This window comes from Burkholderia sp. BCC1985 (genome assembly GCF_905339915.1).
Lineage (GTDB): Bacteria > Pseudomonadota > Gammaproteobacteria > Burkholderiales > Burkholderiaceae > Burkholderia.
Genome location: NZ_CAJPGY010000039.1, coordinates 43,963 through 62,964 on the forward strand (window position 1 = coordinate 43,963; position 19,002 = coordinate 62,964).

Sequence of the window (19,002 nt, forward strand, 5' to 3'; positions counted from 1 at the left end):
GCTTTGCGCTCCGCCCCCAAAAATCGAACCTCCCTTACCCCAGTCGAACACTAAAAAAACACTAAAAAGCAGCCGCGACGAAGCCCCAGATCCGGCGAGCGCGGGAAGTCGGCAGCGTTCTCGGCAGCATCCGAACTACTCGTCGTGTATGAGTGATCGGTACGATTACTTGATCAACTGCATCCCCGCGACCTTCGAGGCAGACACGTCGAAAGTAGCCGTGTACTCGCACTCGGCTACATGCCCGGAACGCTCGATCAGGCAGTCCGCGAAATCCGCCTTTGAAGATGCGAAAACGCGAAGTGCCTTACGTACCGTGTCAGCACTTTCGACGACCAGTTCTTTGGTCCCAATCATTGATTCGACGATGTCCTTCATCTGCTCTCGTTCGACACCGTAGCAGCGCCCAAGTACCCAGACGACCTCGATTAATGCGACCTGCGAAACATATCCCGGCCGCTCGGACGACAGGGATTCCATCAGTGCCGTCGCCTTCTTCGACTGAACTTCATCGTCTTGCGCGAAGTAGCGGACTAGCACGTTTGTATCCAGTCCGATCATCGCGCTGACGCCCCCTGCTCGGCGATGGCCTGATTCATGTCGTCAATCGACACCGGTTTCGCAGGCTTCTTCACAATGCCCTTGAGCGCCACGAGCGAGCGCGTCGCTGGATAGACCTCGTACCGGCCTGTCGCCTCGTTGAAGCTGAATTCGATCCGGTCCCCGGCCTCCAGGCCAAGCTGATTGCGCACGTCCACAGGGATCGTGACCTGGCCCTTTGAAGTAATAGTTGCTGCTGTCATAGTGACACCTCCTGATTCCTTACTTTATGGTAAGGAAAATCAAAAAGCAAGAATGACTTCCAAGGCGCATCGCACCGATGACCCTCAGAGACGGTTTCAAAAAGAGCCCGTGGGCCTGTTAACTTTCGCGGCGAGCGTTAACCTCAGACATCGGAACAACCGAGGCCGAAGAGATGGGCAAGCCGATCATCGACGACGAATTGTGGACACTGATCGAGCCGTTACTGCCGCCATCCAAGCCGCGGCGCGAGAAGAACCCGGGCCGCCTGCCTGTTTCGAATCGCGCCGCGCTGACCGACATCTTGTTCGTTCTCAAGACCGGACTACGCTGGCGTGACCTGCCTGCCGAGATGGGTTGCGGCTCGGGCGTGACATGTTGGCGGAGGCTGCGCGACTGGCAGGCGGCCGGTGTGTGGGACCGCTTGCACGAGCTGCTACTCGCGAAGCTGCGAGCAGCAGACCAGATCGACTTCTCGCGAGCCGCTGTCGATTCGTCATCGATTCGCGCCGTTGGGGCGGGCCAAAAACTGGGCCAAACCCTACCGATCGTGCTCGACCCGGTTCGAAGCACCACATCGTCACCGATGCCAACGGCACGCCGCTTGCCGCGATCCTGACCGGCGCGAACGTCAACGACGTCACGCAATTGCTGCCGCTGATCGACGCGATTCCACCGATTCTCGGATTGCGCGGCCCCCCACTGCAGAGACCGCGTGTGGTCTACGCCGACCGCGGATACGACTCCGAGCGACATCGAAAAGCGTTGCGCAATCGTGGTATCGAACCGGTGATTGCCAAGCGTCGTACCGAACACGGCAGCGGCCTTGGAAAATATCGCTGGGTCGTTGAACGCACGCATGCTTGGCTGCATCACTTCCGTCGCCTCCGTATTCGTTTCGAGCGCCGTGCCGACATTCACGGCGCGTTCCTCAAACTCGGTTGCTGCCTGATCTGCTGGAATACCCTTCGACGTACCGATCGGCATATTTGAAAACAACTGCAAGATTGGTGAAAGCGGGGCGGGATTGAGATTATAATTTCCGCCGACCTGGAGGGTATTTAAATGAAAAAAATTCATCCGTTTATATTATTTTTGATTTTTTTATTCGGCTGCGTCAATGCGCCTGTCATTCAATCGCCCAGCCAGCTTGCAGCAACTCACGGCTATGTATACGTTTCCATCCCAAAAGGGAGTGCGAGTGATAGTGTACAACTGGAGTCTCTGAAAGACAATTCCACTTTTTTGCTGCAGCCGCACCCAGGCATTGATTCGTATGGGGCGGGGCTTTGGATTCCGGCTGGCGAGTATCGGCTGGCGAAATGGAAAAATTACAATCTGATAGATTATCCAAAAATAGAAGTTCAGCGAGGCCGGATAACGGACCTTGGTGGCTTGATTCAATTGCCGATTGGGGGATATAAATTTGTGGTGCTCCCGGTTAGGCATAGGGAATTTGTTGAAAACTTAAATTCCATCGTAAATGAATATCAATCGGTTTTGATGTCGAAATATCCGATCGAATGGGAGGTTCAGAAAGTGCCCGCGCCCATTGAAACCATATATCCCCTTACGGGGCTTGGCTTGCTGGCCGACTTATTGATGGATTATGAACGGCACGTCAACAGGCCAGCCATAAGCAAGCAACTTGTCGACACGCGGGCGGCGAATGATTTCTTTCAGTTATGGAAAACTGCAGCTCCGCCATTGACTCGGAAATTTGAACACGACGCATCTGGCAACCTGTACTACGGTGCAGATATGGGTCAAATTCGGATCAGAGGCCCTCAGGGGAACTGGAGATCGCTGGATACAGGCTCGCTGCACGAAGTAACTGCCGTCAAGGTAGACGGCAAAGCACTTCTGGCCGGATTCGACAACGGTGTTATTCGTGTCACCGAAGTTGGGCGGGGGGACTGGAAAATTCTTGCCGCCATGGGAAGTGATGCCAGAATCGTGGATATCGATCGAAAAGCCAACCGATGGTTCGTGGCAGTGGCACGAGGCGTGGTAAATGGTCCTGTCTGGAAGGAGATAAATAATATCGAAATCTATCAATCCGGCGAGAATGATTTGCGGGATCTGGTCAAGATAAAGCAAATTGGCGGCGGAAAAGGACTCAAGGCAATTAATGCATTTCCCGGGCAGATTGAGTCAATCGGCGATTTCTACTATGTTGGCACCCCGTCTCAACTATTAAGACTAAATTTGTCCACGATGGCGTGGACCCCAGTTACCCCGCCCACCGAAATGACCGGCTTTCACGCATCATCCGCATCCGGAGTGCTGACCGCTTATCATGCGCAAGGCGCTTTTTCCAAGTTGTACTTGTCAAGCGACAATGGTGAAACTTGGTTGAAATACAATACTCCGCCGTACGTTTTCTCGGATATTCGGTTTGATAATCTCAGCGAGGGAAGAGCGGTGCGTTGGAATACAGGAGCATTTAGCTCGGATATTGAATTAAGGGAATTCGATCGTCAGAGCGGTTCGTGGAAAACGCTTACGGAAGCGCCGCATGGCTGCCGGCGCATGTTGCCGGACACGAGCGGCACGCCAAGATTTTGCATAACGGCAGCCGGCAGTATTCTCAGCTATATAGATTCAAAGTGGTCGGTTGAATACGCTGCAGACTAGCAGGCTGCTGAAACAGGAGGCTGGTCAGCGAAGCGCGCTTCGGGAAACAAAGCGTCAGCGGACTCTTCTTCCGCTGTCGCTTGGTGGGAGGTAGTGACAGTTCGATCAGCATCCAGGGTTCGCCGTTGATGATCGGCTGGCCCATCTGCGATCTGCGCCGTAGGCAGTTAGACCCTGCGCCGGCCGGGTCGTCCGAGCGCCTCCCGCCGCTCACGCGCCGTGACCGGGCTTTCGCGTTTGCGCGTCGAGCCGCGTCCCGCATCTCGCCCCTGACGGGCTTCAATCCCTGGCGCGGCAGTCAACCCCGCCCCGTCCTATCCAGGCGTGGCCCTACCAGGCTGTTGAAAAGCGCCTCGTTTTGACGGCTGGAGCACTATTTAAAAGGGTTTCGTATGCGATTGGCTGCTGAGTTGCAGATAAATCGTCACGGCTGCCCTGCCGGCTAGCGGGCCAGCAGGCGCGTCGCCGCGCGACGGCCAAGCTTAGCCGGCTCGGGCCGCTTGCCCTTCCAGTCGGTGTCGACATTGCGGCCGCCGCCGGCCGGCGGATCGTCCGGGCCGTCCTTGGGCCAGAAGCTGTTGTGGCTGGCCCACGCCTGGATCAGCGTGCCATCTACCGAGAAGTGATCTCTGGACAGCAGCCGTTGCTTGTCCGCCAAGCTCACGACTTCGGTAAAAAACGCTTCGACCACTTCGTGCTCGAGCAAGCGATCCCGGTTCTTCGAGAACACCGAGTGATCCCAGACGGCGTCTTCGATCGCCAACCCGACGAACCAACGGAACAGCAGGTTGTAGCGCCTCTGCTCCATCAGCATGCGCTCGCTGCGCACCGAATAACACTTACAGCAGCAATGCACGCAGCAGCTTCTCGCGCGCCCGTCGACCGCAGGCGCATGCAGCGAAGCTGCATGAACGCATCGCCGCTCCAGCGCGTCACCCCTGCGTATGCCGCAATTCGCCGTCGATCTCCTGCGGCAGCCTCAGCAGGTTGAAGATCGGGCAGACCGCCTCGACCGCCTGATGCAGCGCGCGGATGGCCTCGGACGGCTCGGGTGACACGATGTCGAGCGTATAGCGGATGTTGTGCGGGAATACCGGGACATGCTCGAACCCCGGCTGCTGTGCGAGCGGATGCTGGTCGCCGGTCACCTCGACCGCGATCGAATCGATCTTCAGGCCGCGCTCGGCCGCCTGGATCAACGTGATATGCGTGAGGCAACTGCCGAGCACGCCAAGCTGCAGCTCCGGCGACGCGGGCCCGAGGTTGTAGCCCGCGAAGTCGGGCGGACTGTCGCTGATCACCTGGAAGTCGCGAATCCGGATCTCGCGCACGCCGCTGCGACCGAGCGCGCGCACGGTCGCCTTCAGCGGCGTCGCCTTGAAATCGGGATCGTTGCGGGCTGCCTGCTGCTTCGCGTGCCACGCATCGCGTTTTTGTGCGAGATAGTCGTTGAGTGTCGTCATGGTCGAGTCAGGGGTAGGTTGCACGCGCGCGACGGATCGATTCGCCGCGTGCCGAGGCCATCAATCGGCCGCCGGAATCCATGCGGCGGTCGCCGCGTCGCTTGCGCGGAACGCAGGAAACTTCGCGCCGAGTTCGGCCACGGTGCGAATGTCGTTTTTCACGAGATCGTCGCGCGTGATCAGCGTCGGCTTGACCGCGATGCGCGCGCCCGGGTCCTGGCCGGCCACCAGCAGTGCCGCCGCGCGCACCGACACGGCGCCGACGACCGCGGGATTGGTCGCGGCCGTCGCGACCCACGCGCTGTTCGGCGCGCGGATCGCCTCGATGTCGGCCGTCGAGATGTCGGCACTGTAGATGCGGATCTTCGACGCCAGCTTCGCTTCGTCCGCGGCGAGCTTCGCGCCGCGCGCGAACTCATCGTAAGGCGCAAAGACGACACGGATATCCGGATTCGCGCGATACGCCGCGGCCGCCTGATTCGCGACGGACTGCGCGATCGGATTGTCGACGGTGCCCCAGCGCGCCTTCTCCCGCACCTTCGGGTGCGCGCGCTTGAAGTCGCGCCACGCGGCATCGCGCCGGTCGAGCGGCGCGAAACCGGCGACGTAGACGTACCCGGCCGAGAACGCGTCGCCGTTGTCCTTGACGGCCTGCCCGAGCAGCAGGTTCGCGAGGTCGCGATCGTTCTGCTCGATCTGCGGCACCTTCGGATTGCCGAGGTCGACGTCGAACGCGACGACCTTGATGCCTTTGTCGAGCGCACGCTGCACGACGTCCTTCAGCGATTCCGGCAGGCCGTGATTGACGATGATCGCGGACACGCCGACGCTGATCGCCTGCTGGATCTGCTCGCGCTGCTCGGCCGCATCCTGCCGGCCCTCGTAAATGCGCAGATCGACGCCGAGCGCACGCGCCTGCTTCTGCGCACCGGCCTCGTAGGCCTGGAAGAAGTCGCCGGTCGACAGATAGTTGACCAGCGCGATCTTCACGCCGCCTTTGTCGAACGGCGCGGGCGCGCCCTTGAGCGGACCGGCCTGCGCGGCGGGCACGCCCAGCGCAGTCGCGAACCACAGCATGCATGCACCGATCTTCAGATCGACGCGCGATTTCCGGCGAAGCAACGAGCGCATGGCGGGCCTGTCTCCAGATAGGACGATATCGGCCCAATCTATCAGCGCCGCACGCGAACTCAAACCGAGCGATTCGGAAATAGATATGACTTAGGATGACAAACCGTTCCGGTTCGGTGAGCCGGCCGATCAAGGCGAGCCGCTGCGGCGCATCGCGGCATGCGCATCACGCTCGCGCATCCGTGCGGCGCCCGATGCCAAACGTAAACGCGAGCGCGAGCACGAGCAGCGCGCCCTTGATGAAATCCTGCATGTAGTACGGCGCGTTCAGCATCGTCAGCCCGTTGAGCAGCACGCCGACGAACACCGCGCCGACGACCGTACCGAACACGTTGGGCCGCTTCGCGCCCCATACCGCGTGACCGATCAGCGCGGCGGCCACCGCGTCGAGCAGCAGCGAGTGGCCGGCGCTCACGTCGCCGCGACCGACCCGCGCGGCGATCAATACGCCGCCCAGCGACGCGATCGCCCCCGAGACGACATACGCGGCGATCCGGTAGCGCGCGGCGGGCGCGCCGGCGAGCCGCGCGGCCGTTTCGTTGCCGCCGATCGCGTAGATCACGCGGCCCCATCGGGTGGCCTCCATCGCGACACAGGCCACGGCCGTGACCGCTGCGAGCAGCAGCACCGGCAGCGGCACCACGTCGAACACGCGCAGCCGGCCGAGCGCGAGAAAGGCGTCGGGGAACACGCCGGTCGCGTCCGTGCCGTCGGGCAGCACCGAGCCGGTCGCGAGCGAACGGCCGCCGGTCGGAATCAATTGCAGGCCGGCCATCAGGAACAAGGTGCCGAGCGTCGCGAGCTGGTCGGGCACGCGCAGGCGCGTAATCAGCACGCCGTTGAACCACCCGGCGGCCACGCCGAGCGTCACGCAGGCGATCACCGCCGCCAGCGTGCCGCCGTGCCACACGACCAGCACATAGCTGGCGGCCATCTGCGCGGTCGCGGCCACGCTGCCGACCGACAGGTCGAAACCGCCGGCGGCGAGCGTGATCGTCACGCCGATGCCGAGCAACGCGACGATCGACACCGACTGCAGGATGCTGAACAGATTGTCGACGTTCAGGAACGCGGGCTCCCTGAGCGCAAACCCGATCACCAGCAGGATCAGCACGAGCAGGATGCCCGTGCGCTCGAGTGTGTCGCGGACGCGGGCCGACGCGGCGCGCGGCCGTTCGGCGGGCGCGGCATCGTGCCGGGCGGAAGAAGTCACGGTTTTCATGAGCAGTCACGCAAGGTGGAGGACGTCGGAGGCGGGTCGTCGAGCGTCGCGCGATCGAACCGCACGATACGATCCGCGATCTCGGCAGCTTCCTCGAGATCGCTGACGAACACGATCGTCGCGCGCGCCTGCGCATGACGCCGCAGCGTATCGACGATATCGGCCCGCGCGCCGGCATCGATGCCCTGAAACGGTTCGTCGAGCAGCAACAGCCGCGCGGGTTCGGCATGCCAGCGTGCGAGCACGACTTTCTGCTGGTTGCCGCCGGACAGGTGAGCCACGCGATCGTCCGGGCCGGTGCAGCGGATGCCGAACCGCGCGATCGCCGCCGCGGCGGCCGCGCGTTCGCGCGCCCTGCCCACCGGGCCGCGCGCGAACCAGCGCGCCAGAAACGGAAAACCGATCGTGCCCGCGATCGATGCGAACGGCACGCTGTCGGGAAACAGCGACGTGCGCCAGCGGTCCTCGCCGGCCAGGAAGACGCCGGCGCGAATCGCATCCGCCGGCGAACGCGGCCGCCACGGCCGCCCGTCGAGCTTCATCTCGCCGGCCACCGCGCGCGCGGCGCCGAAGATCGTATTGGCGAGGCGCGACTTGCCGCCGCCGACCGGCCCCGCGATCGCGACGATCTCGCCGTGCCTCACGTCGAGGTCGAACGGCGTACTGGCCGGCGTCAGCCGGATGCGCCGCATGCTGAACGCCGCGTCCGGTTCGCGCGGCGCGGCGCGGGCCGGCACCGGCTCACGCGTGTTCGGCAACGGCCGCCCGATCATCGTCTGCACCGCCGCATCCAGATCGACGGGCGCGGGCAGGTCCGCGACGATGCGGCCGTCGCGGACGATCGCCACGCGATCGGCCATGCGCCGCAAATCGCCGAGCCGATGCGACACCAGCAGGATTGCCACGCCATCGCGGCGCAGCGCGTCCAGCAGCGCGAAGAGCCGCTCGGCCTCCGGGGCGGACAGGCTGGCGGTCGGCTCGTCGAGTATCAGCAGCGACGGCTGAGCGCCGAGCGCGCGCGCCAACGTCACGCGTTGCTGGTCCGCCAGCGACAGCGACGCGAGCGGCGCGGCCAGGTCGACGTCGAGCCCGACCCGCGCGGCGAGCGGTCGCGCCGCGACACGCCGCGCGGCCGGCGTCGCGCGCCACGGCGACGCCCGATCGCACAGCCGGTCGAGCAGCAGGTTGTCGGCGATCGACAGCGTCGGCACGACCGCGTCGGCGACCGACTGGTGCACGGTCGCGACACCGAGCCGCTTGGCTGCGTGCGGCGACGCCGGCCGATACGGTTGGCCGCGCAGTGTCAGCGTGCCGCCGTCCGGCCGCAGCACGCCGCTCAGGATCTTGACGAAGGTCGACTTGCCCGCGCCGTTCGCGCCCATCAGCGCGACCACTTCGCCTGCGTCGATCGTCAGGTTCAACGCCGACAGCGCGACGGTCGCGTCGAAACGCTTCGCGATGCCGGCGACGCTCAGGACGGGCGGCGACGCCGATCGACCTGCGTGCATCGCGCCGGCAACCTCGTTCGCCGTCGTAGTCATGCCGGCCTCCCCTGTCGGGCACGGCGCGGTTGCAACCGGAACAGCACGTCGTGGTTCACGTCACGCCCCTCCCCTGATAGTCGTCCGTATCGACCGGCGCGTCACCGTCCGTCAGATGCGGATGGCGGATTGCCGGAACGACGCGCCGTGCGCGGTGTCCGGCAGGCGGTCGCGGCCGCTCAGCCGCGAGCGGAAGGTGCCGGCCGGCGCCGTCGTGCGGTACAGGCCGCGCTTTTTCAGTTCCGGCACGATCAGCTCGGCGAAATCGTCGAGCGTGCCCGGGCTGATCAGCGGATTGAGCATGTAGCCGCTCGTCGTCGACTGGCGCGCATGCTCGGCGAGCTGATCGGCGACCTCGTCGGGCGAGCCGACGAGGATCAGGTCGGTGCCGCGCGTGACGCTCGCGAACTTGCGCCGCACGTCGCCGGCGGTGAGCGGCTTGCCGCTGCCGTCGGGCCGCACCACGTAGGACGTGAGCCCTTCCGTGTGCGTCGTCAGCGGTTCGTCGTCCGCATAGCGGTCGATGTCGATGCCGGTGTCGCCCGCATAGCTGACGAGTTGCGCGTGCTGGTGATAGTGCTGCTGCAGCGTGTGGTATTTCTCCTTCGCGTCGCTCGACGAGCGCGGTCACGATCCGCAGCACGGTCAGCGACTTCACGTCGTCCGCCGCGCGGCCGCGCTCCGTCGCGAGCCGGCGAATCTCGTCGAGGCCCGCACGAATCTCGTGCGGATTCGACTTCGCGACGAACACCACCTCCGCGTGCTTCGCCGCGAACTCGCGCCCGCGCCCGGACCAGCCGGCCTGGATCAGCACGGGCGAGCGCTGCGGCGACGGCGCGCAGACGTGCGGCCCCTGCACGCGGTAGTGCGTGCCTTCGTGCGCGATCGGCCGCACGCGGTCGCCGCGCGCATAGCGCGGCGCGTGCTTGTCGGCGACCACCGCATCGTCCGCCCAGCTCCCTTCCCACAGCTTGTACACGACGTCGAGGAACTCCTCCGCGCGCGCGTAGCGTTCGTCGTGGCCGATCATCCGGTCGAGCCCGAAGTTGCGCGCCGCGCTCGTCAGGTAGGACGTCACGATGTTCCAGCCGATCCGGCCGTTGCTCAGGTGATCGAGCGTGCTGAAGCGGCGCGCGAGCGCGAACGGGTGCTCGTAGGTCGTGCTCGCCGTCACGCCGAACGCGAGCCGCTCGGTCTGCGCGACGAGCGCCGGAATCAGCATCATCGGATCGTTCGCGGGCGCCTCGACCGCCCACTGGACCGCTGCGTCGGCCGATCCGCCATAGACGTCGTACAGGCCGAGCACGTCCGCGAAGAACAGCATGTCGAGATCGGCCTGCTCGGCCGTGCGCGCGAGGTTCGACCAGAACGGGAGCGTATTCGCGCGCAGCCGTTCGTCGGCGGGATGGGTCCACAGGCTCGGCGCGCCGCCGCAGCCGACGCTGGCTTGTTCATACAGGGAAAACAGCAAGGGGCGAGGATCGGACATCGTCAGGTTCGTTACCAGGAATCAGTTGGGGGCCGCCCACGCGTCCGGCGACGCGCGGCGGCGGCGTACGGGGACGCGAGCGTCGGGGGTGCGCGTCAGGTGGCGATTGACATGCCTCTCGAGACGAGCGGCCGGAATGGTGAGCAGCGCGACCAGCACGACATAGACGACAGCCGCGCCGACCAGCGGCTCGTACACGCGCAACGTCTCGAAGCGCAGCGTATTGGCCGTTCCCATCACGTCGAACACCGTCACGGTCGACGCGAGGACGGTCGATTTCAGCAGCAGGATCGCCTCGCCGGTGAGCGCGGGCAGCGCGAGCCGCCACGCGCGCGGGCCGACGATGCGGCGCAGCACCTGCACGCGCGTCATGCCGTACGCGTGCCCGGCTTCGATCTCGCCGGCCGGCACGCCGGCGATCGCGCCGCGCAGGATCGTCGCGACATACGCGCTCTCGTTCACGCTCAACGCGACGATCGCGTACCAGAACGCGTCGCGCAGCAGCGGCGACGCCCAGCTGTCGCGCATCCATTCGCGCGGCACGATCTGCCCGAATCCGTAGTAAAGCAAATAGAGCTGGACGAGCAGCGGCGTGCCGCGAATCAGCATGAGCCAGCCGCGCGCGGACCAGCGCAGCGGCGCATGGCGCGCGCCGGCGGCGAGCGCGAGCGGCACGCCCAGCAGCACGCTGGCCGCGCCCGACACGAGCGTCAGCGCGAGCGTCGTCGGCACCGCGGCGAGCAGCTTCGGCATCACCGTGTCGAGCAGGAATGGCAGCGAGAAGATCATGCGGTTGCGCGCCTCGTGCCACGGTTCGCGTGGCGCTCGAGCGCCGCGAAGAGTCCCGTCGACGCGATGCTCAGCAACAGGAACAGCGCGGCCGTGACGAGATAGAAGAATACGTAGTGGCGCGTCGCGCCGGCCGCGAGCTGGCTCGCCTTCAGCAGATCCGTGAACGAGCCGAGCACGCTGATGAACGACGCATCCTTGGTCGCGTTGAGCCACACGTTACCCGTGCCCGGCAACGCGAGCCGCGCGGCGGCCGGAAGCCGGATGCGCGCGAACGTCTGCCACGGCGTCATCCCGTACGCATGCGCGGCTTCGATCTGCCCGGCCGGCACGTTGACGAGCGCCGCGCGGAAGATGTCGGTCAGATACGCACCCTGGATGAACCCGAGCGACAGCGCCGCGACGAGGAACGGCGGGAACGCGAAGCCGTCGGGCGCGAGGCCGCCGCGGTGCAGCGCGGCCTCGACGGCGGGCGCGAGCGCATAGAACGCGAGCAGCAGGCACAACAGCTCGGGCAGCGCGCGCACCAGCGTCGTGTAGAGCCGCGCGAGCCACGCGAGCGGCGCGTGGCGCGACAGCTTGCCGAGCGCGCCGGCGATGCCGAGCAGCACGCCGGTGCCGAACGACGCTGCCGCGACGCCGAACGTCAGCGCGAACGCGCCCGCGAACACGCGGCCATAGCCGCCGTCGCCGAATGCGAGCAACGCGAGCAGCGAATCGTCCGCGGCCATCGCGTCAGCGGCCCTTCTCGATCGTGCCCTTCAGGTTCGGATAGCGGGCGGTGATCGCATCCCACGTGCCGTCCTGCTGCAGTTGCGCGATCGCGGTCGACAGCTTGCCGCGCAGCGCATCGCCCTGGCGCACGCCCGCGCCGATGCCGAGGCCCAGCACCGGATTGTCCGCGCAGGTCGCCTTGACCTCGAAGTCCTTGCCGTCGCGCGACGCGAGGAATGCCGTAAACAGCCCCTTGCCTTCCTGCACGTAGTCGACCCGGCCGGACACCAGATCCGCGAGCGCGTTGTCGAACTTGTCGAAGGCCTTGATCTGCGCGTCCGGCTTGAAGCGGGAGTCGAGGAACGCCGAGAAGTTCGTGCCCGCCTCGACGCCGATCACGCGGCCCTTGAAGCTCGCGGGCACCGCGCAATCGACGCGGCGCCGGTCGCTTTTCGCGCCGACGAACACCGTCGGCGACTCGTAATAGGCACGGCTGAAATCGATCGCCTTCTGCCGTTCGCCGGTAATCGTCATCGACGACCAGATCACGTCGATCTTGCGGTTCTGCAATGCCGGAATCAGGCCGTCCCACGCAATGTCGGTGAGCTCGCAGCGCACGTTCAGTTTGCCGCACGCGGCATCGAGCAGGTCGATTTCCCAGCCCTTCCACTTGCCGGCCGCGTCCTTCGAGAAGAACGGCGGATACGACTCGGCGTCGATGCCGACGCGCAACGTCGGCTGGGCTGCATGGGAAGCCGGCACGAGGCCGAGCACGAACAGCGCGGCCGCGGCACGGCGGACCCTGGAACGCATCAAACGATTCATGTGGCGCATTTCTGAAATAACGTCGAAACGACCGGCGTCGCAGCCGGCAGGAGGCCAGACTGTAAAGCGCGCGCAAGCGTGTACCAAATGGTTATTTTTTCGATGGATATCTGATCGCGCGATATACCGATCGACGCTATGCCAGGCATTTCAGATCGTGTGCGCTGCCGTCGCCATTGCGGGCTCAGCCGACGAATTTCGCCTCCACGCCACTGCGCACGACGAGGTCGAACCGTTCCGGACGGATATGAAACACCGTGGATTCACACGTGCGGCCGTCCGCGAGGCGCGACGTGCGCCGCAGCACGAGCAGCGGCGCGTGTCTGTCGGCCTTGAGCCGGGCCGCGATATCGTCCGGCGCGGCCATGGCCGTCACCGACATGTCGGCATCCGTGATGCGCCAGCCGAGCAGGCTCTCCAGCACCTCGTAGGTCGACATGCGCTCGGCCTGTTCGAACGTGACGGCGCCGGCGTCGGGCAGCAGGCAGGTCTGCGCGAGCGCGACGGGTTCGTCGTCGACCCAGTGCAGGCGTTCGAGATAGATGCAGCGCGTGACGTCGGCGGCAAATGCGTGCCGCAAGCCCGGCGGCACGTCGCACGCTTCCATGCGCAGCAATTCCATCCGCGCCTGCGCGCCCTGCGCGGCGATCGAATCGTGCAGCCCGCGCAGCACATCGAGTCGATGCCGCAGCCGCTGCTTCGCGGCGAACGTCCCTTTGCCCTGCTTGCGCTCGACGATGCGCGCGTCGCTCAGCCGATCGAGCGCGAGCCTGACGGTCACGCGGCTCACCTGAAAACGCTCGCTCAACTGCGCCTCGGACGGCAGCTTGCCGGTCGGCTCGTACACACCGCGCTCGATCTCGTCGCGCAGCGTCGTCGCAAGCTGCTCGTAAAGCGATGTCGTGTCGTCACGCACCAGCGTCATCGATCCTTCCTCGTCGTGCTGGGTTCGCGCTATGCGCGTTTCCCGATATCGATATGAAAAGCAATTGGAATGCTCAACTTGTATTAATACGTATTATCACATCTCGACAGACGGTCGGGGCCGCGATTCGGGGTCCCGATGCCCCGGGGAGCATACCAGTGACTGAAAACGCAATCGGCACGCCGCCGCTCGATGGCGTGCAGGGCAGCCGGCCGACACGGGCCGAACCAGCCACGGCGCCACGCACCGATCCGCACGCGGCGGGACGATCGCGCGGCGCGCAGCGGCGTGCCGCGATCGGTTTTGCCGCCGCGTGGCTGGCGTTCTTCGCGATCGCCTGGTGGTTGCCCGCGCCCGCGCATCTTTCCGCCGAGGGCCGGGCGACGCTCGCGGTCGTCGCGTGGGTCGCGATCGTCTGGATCACCGAGGCGATTCCCGTCGGCGTGAGCGGCATCCTGCTGCCGATGCTGCTCGTGCTGTCGCATGCGAGCCCGTCGTTCCCGAAGGCGGCCAGCGGCTTCGCCGCGCCCGTCGCGTTCCTCTGCCTCGCCGCGTTCCTGTTCTCCGCGATCATGCAGGCGAGCGGGCTCGACCGGCGCATCGCCCTGCTGCTGCTCGATCGCCTGAAGGTCCGCACGGCCAACGGCGTGATCTGGGCGATGTTCGCCGTGAACTGCGTGATGGCGCTCGTCGTGCCGGCCGCGAACGCGCGTGCCGCCACGCTGCTGCCGGTCACCAACGGCATCGTCCGGCTGTTCGGCGAATCGCCGCGCGAACGCGCCGCGCGCAAGGCGATCGTGATCCAGACGCTCGTGTACGGCGCGATGATCAGCGGCATGTGCATCCTCACCGCGCATCTGCCGAACATGGTCGTTTCCGGCCTGCTCGAGAAGCAGCTCGGCATCCGGATCTCCTACCTGACGTGGCTGAAGCTGCAGTGGCCGTATCTCGGGATGTTCGCGATCACGCAGGGCTGGGTGCAGTTCCATTTCCGCTCGCGCGCCGTCGCGCTTCCCGGCGGCCCCGGCGCGATCGCGGCGATGCGCCGTATGCAACCGCCCGCCGCCCGCAACGACTGGGCCGTGCTCGCGCTGTTCGCGGCCGTCGCCGTGCTGTGGGCGACCGAGCCGCTCCATCGCCTGCCGTCGGAAATCGTCGCGCTGATCGCGCTGGCGCTGTTGTTCGCACCCGGCGTGCTGCGCTTCGGCTGGGCCGAGGTCGAGCAGCGGACGATCTGGGGCACGCTGTTCCTGCTGGCCGGTGCGCTGTCGCTGTCGTCGGCGATCAGTGCGTCCGGGCTCGCGAACTGGGCCGCCGATCATATCTATGTCGCCGCGCGCGGGCACGGCTGGTGGCTCGCGATCGCGATCGTGATGCTCGGCACGCACGTGATCCGCATCGGCATGCTGTCCAACGTCGCGGCCGTCACGATGATCGCGCCGATCGCGCTCGCGCTGGCGCCGCGCCTCGGGCTACATCCGGTCGCGTTCACGATGCTCGTCAGCGATACCGACAGCTTCGCCTATCTGCTGCCCACGCAGATCACCGCCGGCGTCATCGCGTACAGCAGCGGCGCGTTCTCGACGGCCGACTACGCGAAGGTCGGCGCGGTATCGGTGCTGATCGCGATCGTCTATGGCCTCTGCGTGATCGCGCCGTGGTACGCGTACATGGGCATCCCCGTCTGGGACGCGAGCGCGCCCTGGCCGTTCGCGCATTGAAGCGCGCCGCTTTCCAACGACATCATTTGCATTCCTCATGAACGCATCCACGGACGCCCCCGATTCCGTCGCAGCCCGCGCCGCCGCGCTGCGCGACCGCCTGGGCCCGCACGTCGCACCCGCGGGCCTGTACGAACGCCACAAGCGCCTGCCGTTCGCCGGGCGCGTGCATTGCAACGTCACGCGCCTCGAAGCCGGCGAGTGGAGCGAGATTGTGCTCGACTACGAGGTCGGCTCGTCCGGCATCGCCGACGGCGGCTGGCTGAAGGCCACCTTCAAGTTCTATTCCGACTGGGCGCTGTTCCAGACGAGCGACCCGGGCGCGGCGAACTACATCAGCGCCGAATACCATGCGGCGCCGCTCGTGCCGGGACAGAGCCCGGCCACCGTGCAGGCGCTGAACGTGCGCTTCGACCAGAAAGGGCACGAGCGGCCGTTCCAGAAGGCGGTGATCGTCGACGTCGTCGACGGCTACGTGAACGCCGGCGACCGGATCGTGATCCGTCTCGGCGATCGCCGTCGCGGCCCCGGCACGCGCGTGCAGACCTTCGCCGAGGACAACTTCCGGTTCCGGCTCTACGTCGATCCGTTGGGCACGTCGCGTTTCGTCGCGGTGTCCGGCGACGTCTCGATCGACATCCGCGCCGGCGCGCCGTCCGACGTGCTGCTGAACGGCCCGCGCTTCGTGCGGCCGGGCACCCGCGCGCCATTCCGGCTGTCGCTGCAGGATCGCTGGGGCAATGCGTGCCGCGACGTCGGCGGCACCGCGCGCGTCGTTGCATATGACGCGCAAGGCGAAGCCGTCTACCGGCGCGAACATGCGCTGCCCGAGGCGGGATTCGCGAGCTGCGCGGTCGACGACCTGCCGGTCGACGCCGGCACGCTGCGCATCGTGGCCGACGTGCCCGCGCGGCCGGACGTGCGTGCGGCCGAAGCGTGGCTGACGCTCGACGCGTCGTTGCCGGTATCGCGCGCGCTGTATGCGGATCTCCATGTGCATGCGCACGACACGGTCGGCACCAACAGCCCCGAGTACAACGCACGCTACGCACGCGACATCGGCGGCATCGACGTGCTCGGCTATACCGCGAACGATTTCCAGATCACCGACGAGAACTGGCAGCTCGGCGTCGACGCGGTCGAACGCTTCAACGAGCCGGGCCGCTTCGTCGTGTATCCGGTGCAGGAGTGGTGCGGCAGCTCGACCGCGGGCGGCGACCATAACGTGGTGTTCCTCGGCGACGCGCGGCCGGATTTTCCGTACAACGCGCGCGGCGAACACAACCGTACGCTGGTCTGGAACGAGGACATGAAAGGTCATGCGGTCGAGCTCGGCCGCTGGCCCGTCGAGGAACTGTGGGATGCGTATGCCGACGCTGCCGCGCAGCATCTGGTGATGCCGCACGTGGGCGGTCGCCGCTACATTCCCGACTGGCATCATCCCGAGCTCGAACGGCTGGTCGAGATCGCGTCGTCGTGGGGGCACTTCGGCTGGCTGTACCAGGACGTGATCGCACGCGGCTACCGGCTCGGCGTCGCGGCCAGCGGCGACGAACATCGCGGCCGGCCGGGTGGCGGCGCGCCCGGCGTGCAGGTGTTCGGTGTGCACGGCGGGCTGACGGGTGTGCTCGCCGACGTGCTCGATCGCAAGCACGTCGGCGACGCGCTGCGCGCGCGCCGCACCTGGGCGACCACCGGCGAGCACAATGCGCTGCTCGTGCGTTGCGGCGATCACTGGCAAGGCGATGCGTTCGCGCATCGCGGGCCGGCGCGGCTCGACTACCGGCTGCTCGGCCAGTCCGGATGGGAATACGTGGCCGCGTACGATCACGAAGGACGGGTGTGGGAACGCAACCTGCATGCGGAACTCGGCTACGCGGATCGCCTGATCCGCGTGCGCTGGGGCGGCGCCCGCATCCGGGACCGCTATCGCTGGGCCGCGTGGCGCGGCCGGATCCGCGTCGTCAACGGCACGATCCACCGCTTCGGCTCGAACGGCTTCGAGCACGTCGAGGAGTCGGCATGGCGTACCGGCGCGACCGACGTCGAATTCCGCAGCGACACCTATGGCGATGCGGACAGCATCGAGCTCGACATCGGCAATCTCGCCGACGCGACGATCGTGGTCGAAGGCACGATCGACAGCTTCGCGAAGGTCGGCGATCCGCTGCAGCGCAATCCGTTCGTGCACGCGCCGACGTTCCGCTTCGAGATCAGCGGCGCGGACCTGCTCGCGCAGGGTGCGGCGACACACGAACTCGGCGGCACGGAGCTATTCGTCGCGGTCGAACGGCTGACCGACAAGCCGCTTCCCGTCGATCTCGCGGGCAGCATCGAAGTCGCGGCGGAAAATGCGTCGTTCGGATTCCGCCCCGTCTATTTCTTCGGGCGGCAGCGCAACGACAGCAAGGTGTGGTCGTCTGCCCAGTTCGTCACGTTCGAGTGACGCGCATGCGCGATCCGGGCACCGTGCCGGCGGCGTTGCCGACGGGTCGGCCGCCGGCCGCACATGGCCGGGCGCCAGGTACGCTACCCTGAAGCCGGCCCGCCCGGCTTGCGGAGGGAATGCCTCCCCCGCCGAGCGGGCCGCGGTGCTTTGAAACGATCAACCGAGCCACGTCCTGATATTCGCCCGCATCGCGCCGGCGGAGATCCCGTAACGGTCGTGCAGCGTCGGCAACGCGCCGGCGGCGAGGTACGCATCCGGTAGCGCGATCTGCCGGAACGGCGCCGCGACGCCAGCCGCAAGCAACGCAGTCGCCACCGCTTCGCCGAGTCCGCCGATCACCGTATGGTTCTCGGCGACGATCACCAGGCGCCCCTTGCGCGACGCCTCCCGAACGATGGTCGCCGTATCGAGCGGCTTGATCGTCGGGACGTGCAGCACGGCTGCATCGATGCGGTCGGCTTCAAGCGCCTTCGCGACCTCGAGCGAACGCATCGTCATGATCCCGGACGAGATCAGCAGCACGTCGTTGCCGTCGCGCAGCAGCTTCGCCTTGCCGAGTTCGAAACGGTAATCGTATTCGTCGAGCACGGCCGGCACGTTGCCGCGCAGCAGGCGCGCGTACACCGGCCCCTGGTGCGCGGCAATCGCCGGCACCATCTGCTCGATGTCCAGCGCGTCGCACGGATCGATCACAGTCATGTTCGGCATCGCGCGCATCAGCGCCAGATCCTCGGCCGCCTGATGGCTCGGCCCGTAACCGGTCGTGAGGCCCGGCAATGCACACACCAGCTTCACGTCGAGATTGTCCTCGGCGATCGCCTGATGGATGAAGTCGTACGCGCGGCGCGTCGCGAATACCGCATAGGTCGTGACGAACGGCTGCGCGCCTTCGTGCGCGAAGCCGGCGGCGGCGCCCATCAGCAGTTGCTCGGCCATGCCCATCTGGTAGTAACGCTCGGGAAATTCCTTCGCGAAAACGTGCAGGTCGGTGTACTTGCCGAGATCGGCCGTCATGCCGATCACGTTGCCGTTCGTGCGCGCGAGCTTCGCGAGCGCATGGCCGAACGGCGCGGCGCGGGTCGCCTGCCCGTCGGCCGCGATGGACGCGATCATCGCGGAAGTCTTCAGGCGCGGCTTGTTGTCGACGGTGCTCATGCGTGTCTCCCTGCTTCGAGTGCGTCGAGCGCGAGCTTCCACTCGTGCGCATCGACGCGGATGAAATGGCTCTTCTCGCGTGCTTCGAGGAACGGCACGCCGCACCCCATCTTCGTGTCGCAGACGATGATCCGCGGCTG

General features: G+C 66.1%; 16 protein-coding genes and 2 pseudogenes. 4 read left to right on the forward strand and 14 right to left on the reverse strand.

The genetic code is table 11. From position 1 onward, the window contains the following. Positions 1 to 165: 165 nt before the first annotated feature. Together U4Z31_RS29220 and U4Z31_RS29225 are read right to left on the reverse strand one after the other, a co-directional pair. Positions 166 to 561, reverse strand: coding sequence for a type II toxin-antitoxin system VapC family toxin (locus U4Z31_RS29220; protein ID WP_321812150.1), 396 nt, complete (start codon positions 559 to 561; stop codon positions 166 to 168). Beyond that, on the reverse strand, positions 558 to 803 hold the full coding sequence (locus tag U4Z31_RS29225; protein ID WP_044848609.1) for an AbrB/MazE/SpoVT family DNA-binding domain-containing protein: 246 nt from the start codon (positions 801 to 803) through the stop codon (positions 558 to 560). Before U4Z31_RS29225 ends, U4Z31_RS29220 begins: the two co-directional genes overlap by 4 nt. Before the next feature lie 173 nt (positions 804 to 976). On the opposite strand from U4Z31_RS29225, the gene U4Z31_RS29230 reads away from it, so the two are divergent. After that, positions 977 to 1,794, forward strand: a protein-coding gene (locus tag U4Z31_RS29230) for an IS5 family transposase (RefSeq protein WP_257774840.1) whose coding sequence is annotated in 2 segments (ribosomal slippage) — positions 977 to 1,325 and positions 1,325 to 1,794 — 819 coding nt in all. Because the reading frame shifts where the segments join, the coding sequence is not laid out codon by codon here. Between the two features lie 72 nt (positions 1,795 to 1,866). Then, the gene (locus tag U4Z31_RS29235; protein ID WP_321812151.1) at positions 1,867 to 3,438 is read left to right on the forward strand and encodes a hypothetical protein; all 1,572 of its coding nucleotides are present in this window, start codon (positions 1,867 to 1,869) and stop codon (positions 3,436 to 3,438) included. 496 nt (positions 3,439 to 3,934) lie between these two features. On the opposite strand, the pseudogene U4Z31_RS29240 reads toward U4Z31_RS29235, so the two are convergent. From U4Z31_RS29240 to U4Z31_RS29285, 10 genes and pseudogenes are all read right to left on the reverse strand, one after another. Next, positions 3,935 to 4,313, reverse strand: a pseudogene (locus tag U4Z31_RS29240) (transposase); the annotation flags it as partial. Between the two features lie 57 nt (positions 4,314 to 4,370). Then, on the reverse strand, positions 4,371 to 4,901 hold the full coding sequence (locus U4Z31_RS29245; RefSeq protein ID WP_044848610.1) for an OsmC family protein: 531 nt from the start codon (positions 4,899 to 4,901) through the stop codon (positions 4,371 to 4,373). Between the two features lie 60 nt (positions 4,902 to 4,961). Then, the gene (locus U4Z31_RS29250; RefSeq protein WP_044848611.1) at positions 4,962 to 6,032 is read right to left on the reverse strand and encodes a substrate-binding domain-containing protein; all 1,071 of its coding nucleotides are present in this window, start codon (positions 6,030 to 6,032) and stop codon (positions 4,962 to 4,964) included. Between the two features lie 166 nt (positions 6,033 to 6,198). Then, positions 6,199 to 7,254, reverse strand: a complete 1,056-nt coding sequence (locus tag U4Z31_RS29255) for an ABC transporter permease (protein WP_321812152.1) — start codon at positions 7,252 to 7,254, stop codon at positions 6,199 to 6,201. Continuing rightward, positions 7,251 to 8,795: a sugar ABC transporter ATP-binding protein gene (locus U4Z31_RS29260; protein ID WP_321812153.1), complete on the reverse strand. Its 1,545-nt coding sequence runs from the start codon at positions 8,793 to 8,795 to the stop codon at positions 7,251 to 7,253. The genes U4Z31_RS29255 and U4Z31_RS29260 overlap by 4 nt, the downstream gene beginning before the upstream one ends. A 55-nt stretch (positions 8,796 to 8,850) precedes the next feature. Further along, the gene (locus U4Z31_RS29265) at positions 8,851 to 10,284 is read right to left on the reverse strand and encodes an NtaA/DmoA family FMN-dependent monooxygenase (RefSeq protein WP_321812154.1); all 1,434 of its coding nucleotides are present in this window, start codon (positions 10,282 to 10,284) and stop codon (positions 8,851 to 8,853) included. Positions 10,285 to 10,305: 21 nt separating this feature from the next. Continuing rightward, a complete protein-coding gene (locus tag U4Z31_RS29270; protein WP_044848614.1) occupies positions 10,306 to 11,073 on the reverse strand; it encodes an ABC transporter permease subunit in 768 nt (255 codons plus the stop codon). Next, positions 11,070 to 11,804 carry an ABC transporter permease gene (locus U4Z31_RS29275; protein ID WP_044848615.1) on the reverse strand — a complete coding sequence of 245 codons (735 nt, stop codon included), beginning with the start codon at positions 11,802 to 11,804 and terminating at the stop codon, positions 11,070 to 11,072. Before U4Z31_RS29275 ends, U4Z31_RS29270 begins: the two co-directional genes overlap by 4 nt. A gap of 4 nt (positions 11,805 to 11,808) precedes the next feature. Continuing rightward, positions 11,809 to 12,612 (reverse strand): transporter substrate-binding domain-containing protein, encoded by an 804-nt coding sequence (locus U4Z31_RS29280; RefSeq protein ID WP_059496937.1) that lies wholly within the window; start codon positions 12,610 to 12,612, stop codon positions 11,809 to 11,811. A 184-nt stretch (positions 12,613 to 12,796) separates the two neighbouring features. Beyond that, complete coding sequence (locus tag U4Z31_RS29285; RefSeq protein WP_321812155.1) at positions 12,797 to 13,537, reverse strand: GntR family transcriptional regulator; 741 nt, start codon at positions 13,535 to 13,537, stop codon at positions 12,797 to 12,799. Between the two features lie 158 nt (positions 13,538 to 13,695). Between U4Z31_RS29285 and U4Z31_RS29290 the strand changes: the two genes are divergently transcribed. Then, a complete protein-coding gene (locus U4Z31_RS29290) occupies positions 13,696 to 15,258 on the forward strand; it encodes a DASS family sodium-coupled anion symporter (protein ID WP_321812156.1) in 1,563 nt (520 codons plus the stop codon). Between the two features lie 37 nt (positions 15,259 to 15,295). Then, positions 15,296 to 17,704, forward strand: coding sequence for a hypothetical protein (locus U4Z31_RS29295; RefSeq protein WP_321812157.1), 2,409 nt, complete (start codon positions 15,296 to 15,298; stop codon positions 17,702 to 17,704). A gap of 159 nt (positions 17,705 to 17,863) precedes the next feature. Here the strand turns inward: U4Z31_RS29295 and U4Z31_RS29300 are convergent, their stop codons facing one another. Next, a complete protein-coding gene (locus U4Z31_RS29300) occupies positions 17,864 to 18,862 on the reverse strand; it encodes a transketolase family protein (RefSeq protein WP_321812158.1) in 999 nt (332 codons plus the stop codon). Then, positions 18,859 to 19,002, reverse strand: a pseudogene (locus U4Z31_RS29305) (transketolase); the annotation flags it as partial. The pseudogene U4Z31_RS29305 and the gene U4Z31_RS29300, both read right to left, overlap by 4 nt.

Excerpts from the sequence above, each read along its gene's own strand:
- U4Z31_RS29220 (WP_321812150.1), bottom strand. The coding sequence starts at position 561 with ATGATCGGACTGGATACAAACGTGCTAGTCCGCTACTTCGCGCAAGAC.
- U4Z31_RS29225 (WP_044848609.1), bottom strand. The coding sequence starts at position 803 with ATGACAGCAGCAACTATTACTTCAAAGGGCCAGGTCACGATCCCTGTG.
- U4Z31_RS29235 (WP_321812151.1), top strand. The coding sequence starts at position 1,867 with ATGAAAAAAATTCATCCGTTTATATTATTTTTGATTTTTTTATTCGGC.
- U4Z31_RS29245 (WP_044848610.1), bottom strand. The coding sequence starts at position 4,901 with ATGACGACACTCAACGACTATCTCGCACAAAAACGCGATGCGTGGCAC.
- U4Z31_RS29250 (WP_044848611.1), bottom strand. The coding sequence starts at position 6,032 with ATGCGCTCGTTGCTTCGCCGGAAATCGCGCGTCGATCTGAAGATCGGT.
- U4Z31_RS29255 (WP_321812152.1), bottom strand. The coding sequence starts at position 7,254 with ATGAAAACCGTGACTTCTTCCGCCCGGCACGATGCCGCGCCCGCCGAA.
- U4Z31_RS29260 (WP_321812153.1), bottom strand. The coding sequence starts at position 8,795 with ATGACTACGACGGCGAACGAGGTTGCCGGCGCGATGCACGCAGGTCGA.
- U4Z31_RS29265 (WP_321812154.1), bottom strand. The coding sequence starts at position 10,284 with ATGTCCGATCCTCGCCCCTTGCTGTTTTCCCTGTATGAACAAGCCAGC.
- U4Z31_RS29270 (WP_044848614.1), bottom strand. The coding sequence starts at position 11,073 with ATGATCTTCTCGCTGCCATTCCTGCTCGACACGGTGATGCCGAAGCTG.
- U4Z31_RS29275 (WP_044848615.1), bottom strand. The coding sequence starts at position 11,804 with ATGGCCGCGGACGATTCGCTGCTCGCGTTGCTCGCATTCGGCGACGGC.
- U4Z31_RS29280 (WP_059496937.1), bottom strand. The coding sequence starts at position 12,612 with ATGAATCGTTTGATGCGTTCCAGGGTCCGCCGTGCCGCGGCCGCGCTG.
- U4Z31_RS29285 (WP_321812155.1), bottom strand. The coding sequence starts at position 13,537 with ATGACGCTGGTGCGTGACGACACGACATCGCTTTACGAGCAGCTTGCG.
- U4Z31_RS29295 (WP_321812157.1), top strand. The coding sequence starts at position 15,296 with ATGAACGCATCCACGGACGCCCCCGATTCCGTCGCAGCCCGCGCCGCC.
- U4Z31_RS29300 (WP_321812158.1), bottom strand. The coding sequence starts at position 18,862 with ATGAGCACCGTCGACAACAAGCCGCGCCTGAAGACTTCCGCGATGATC.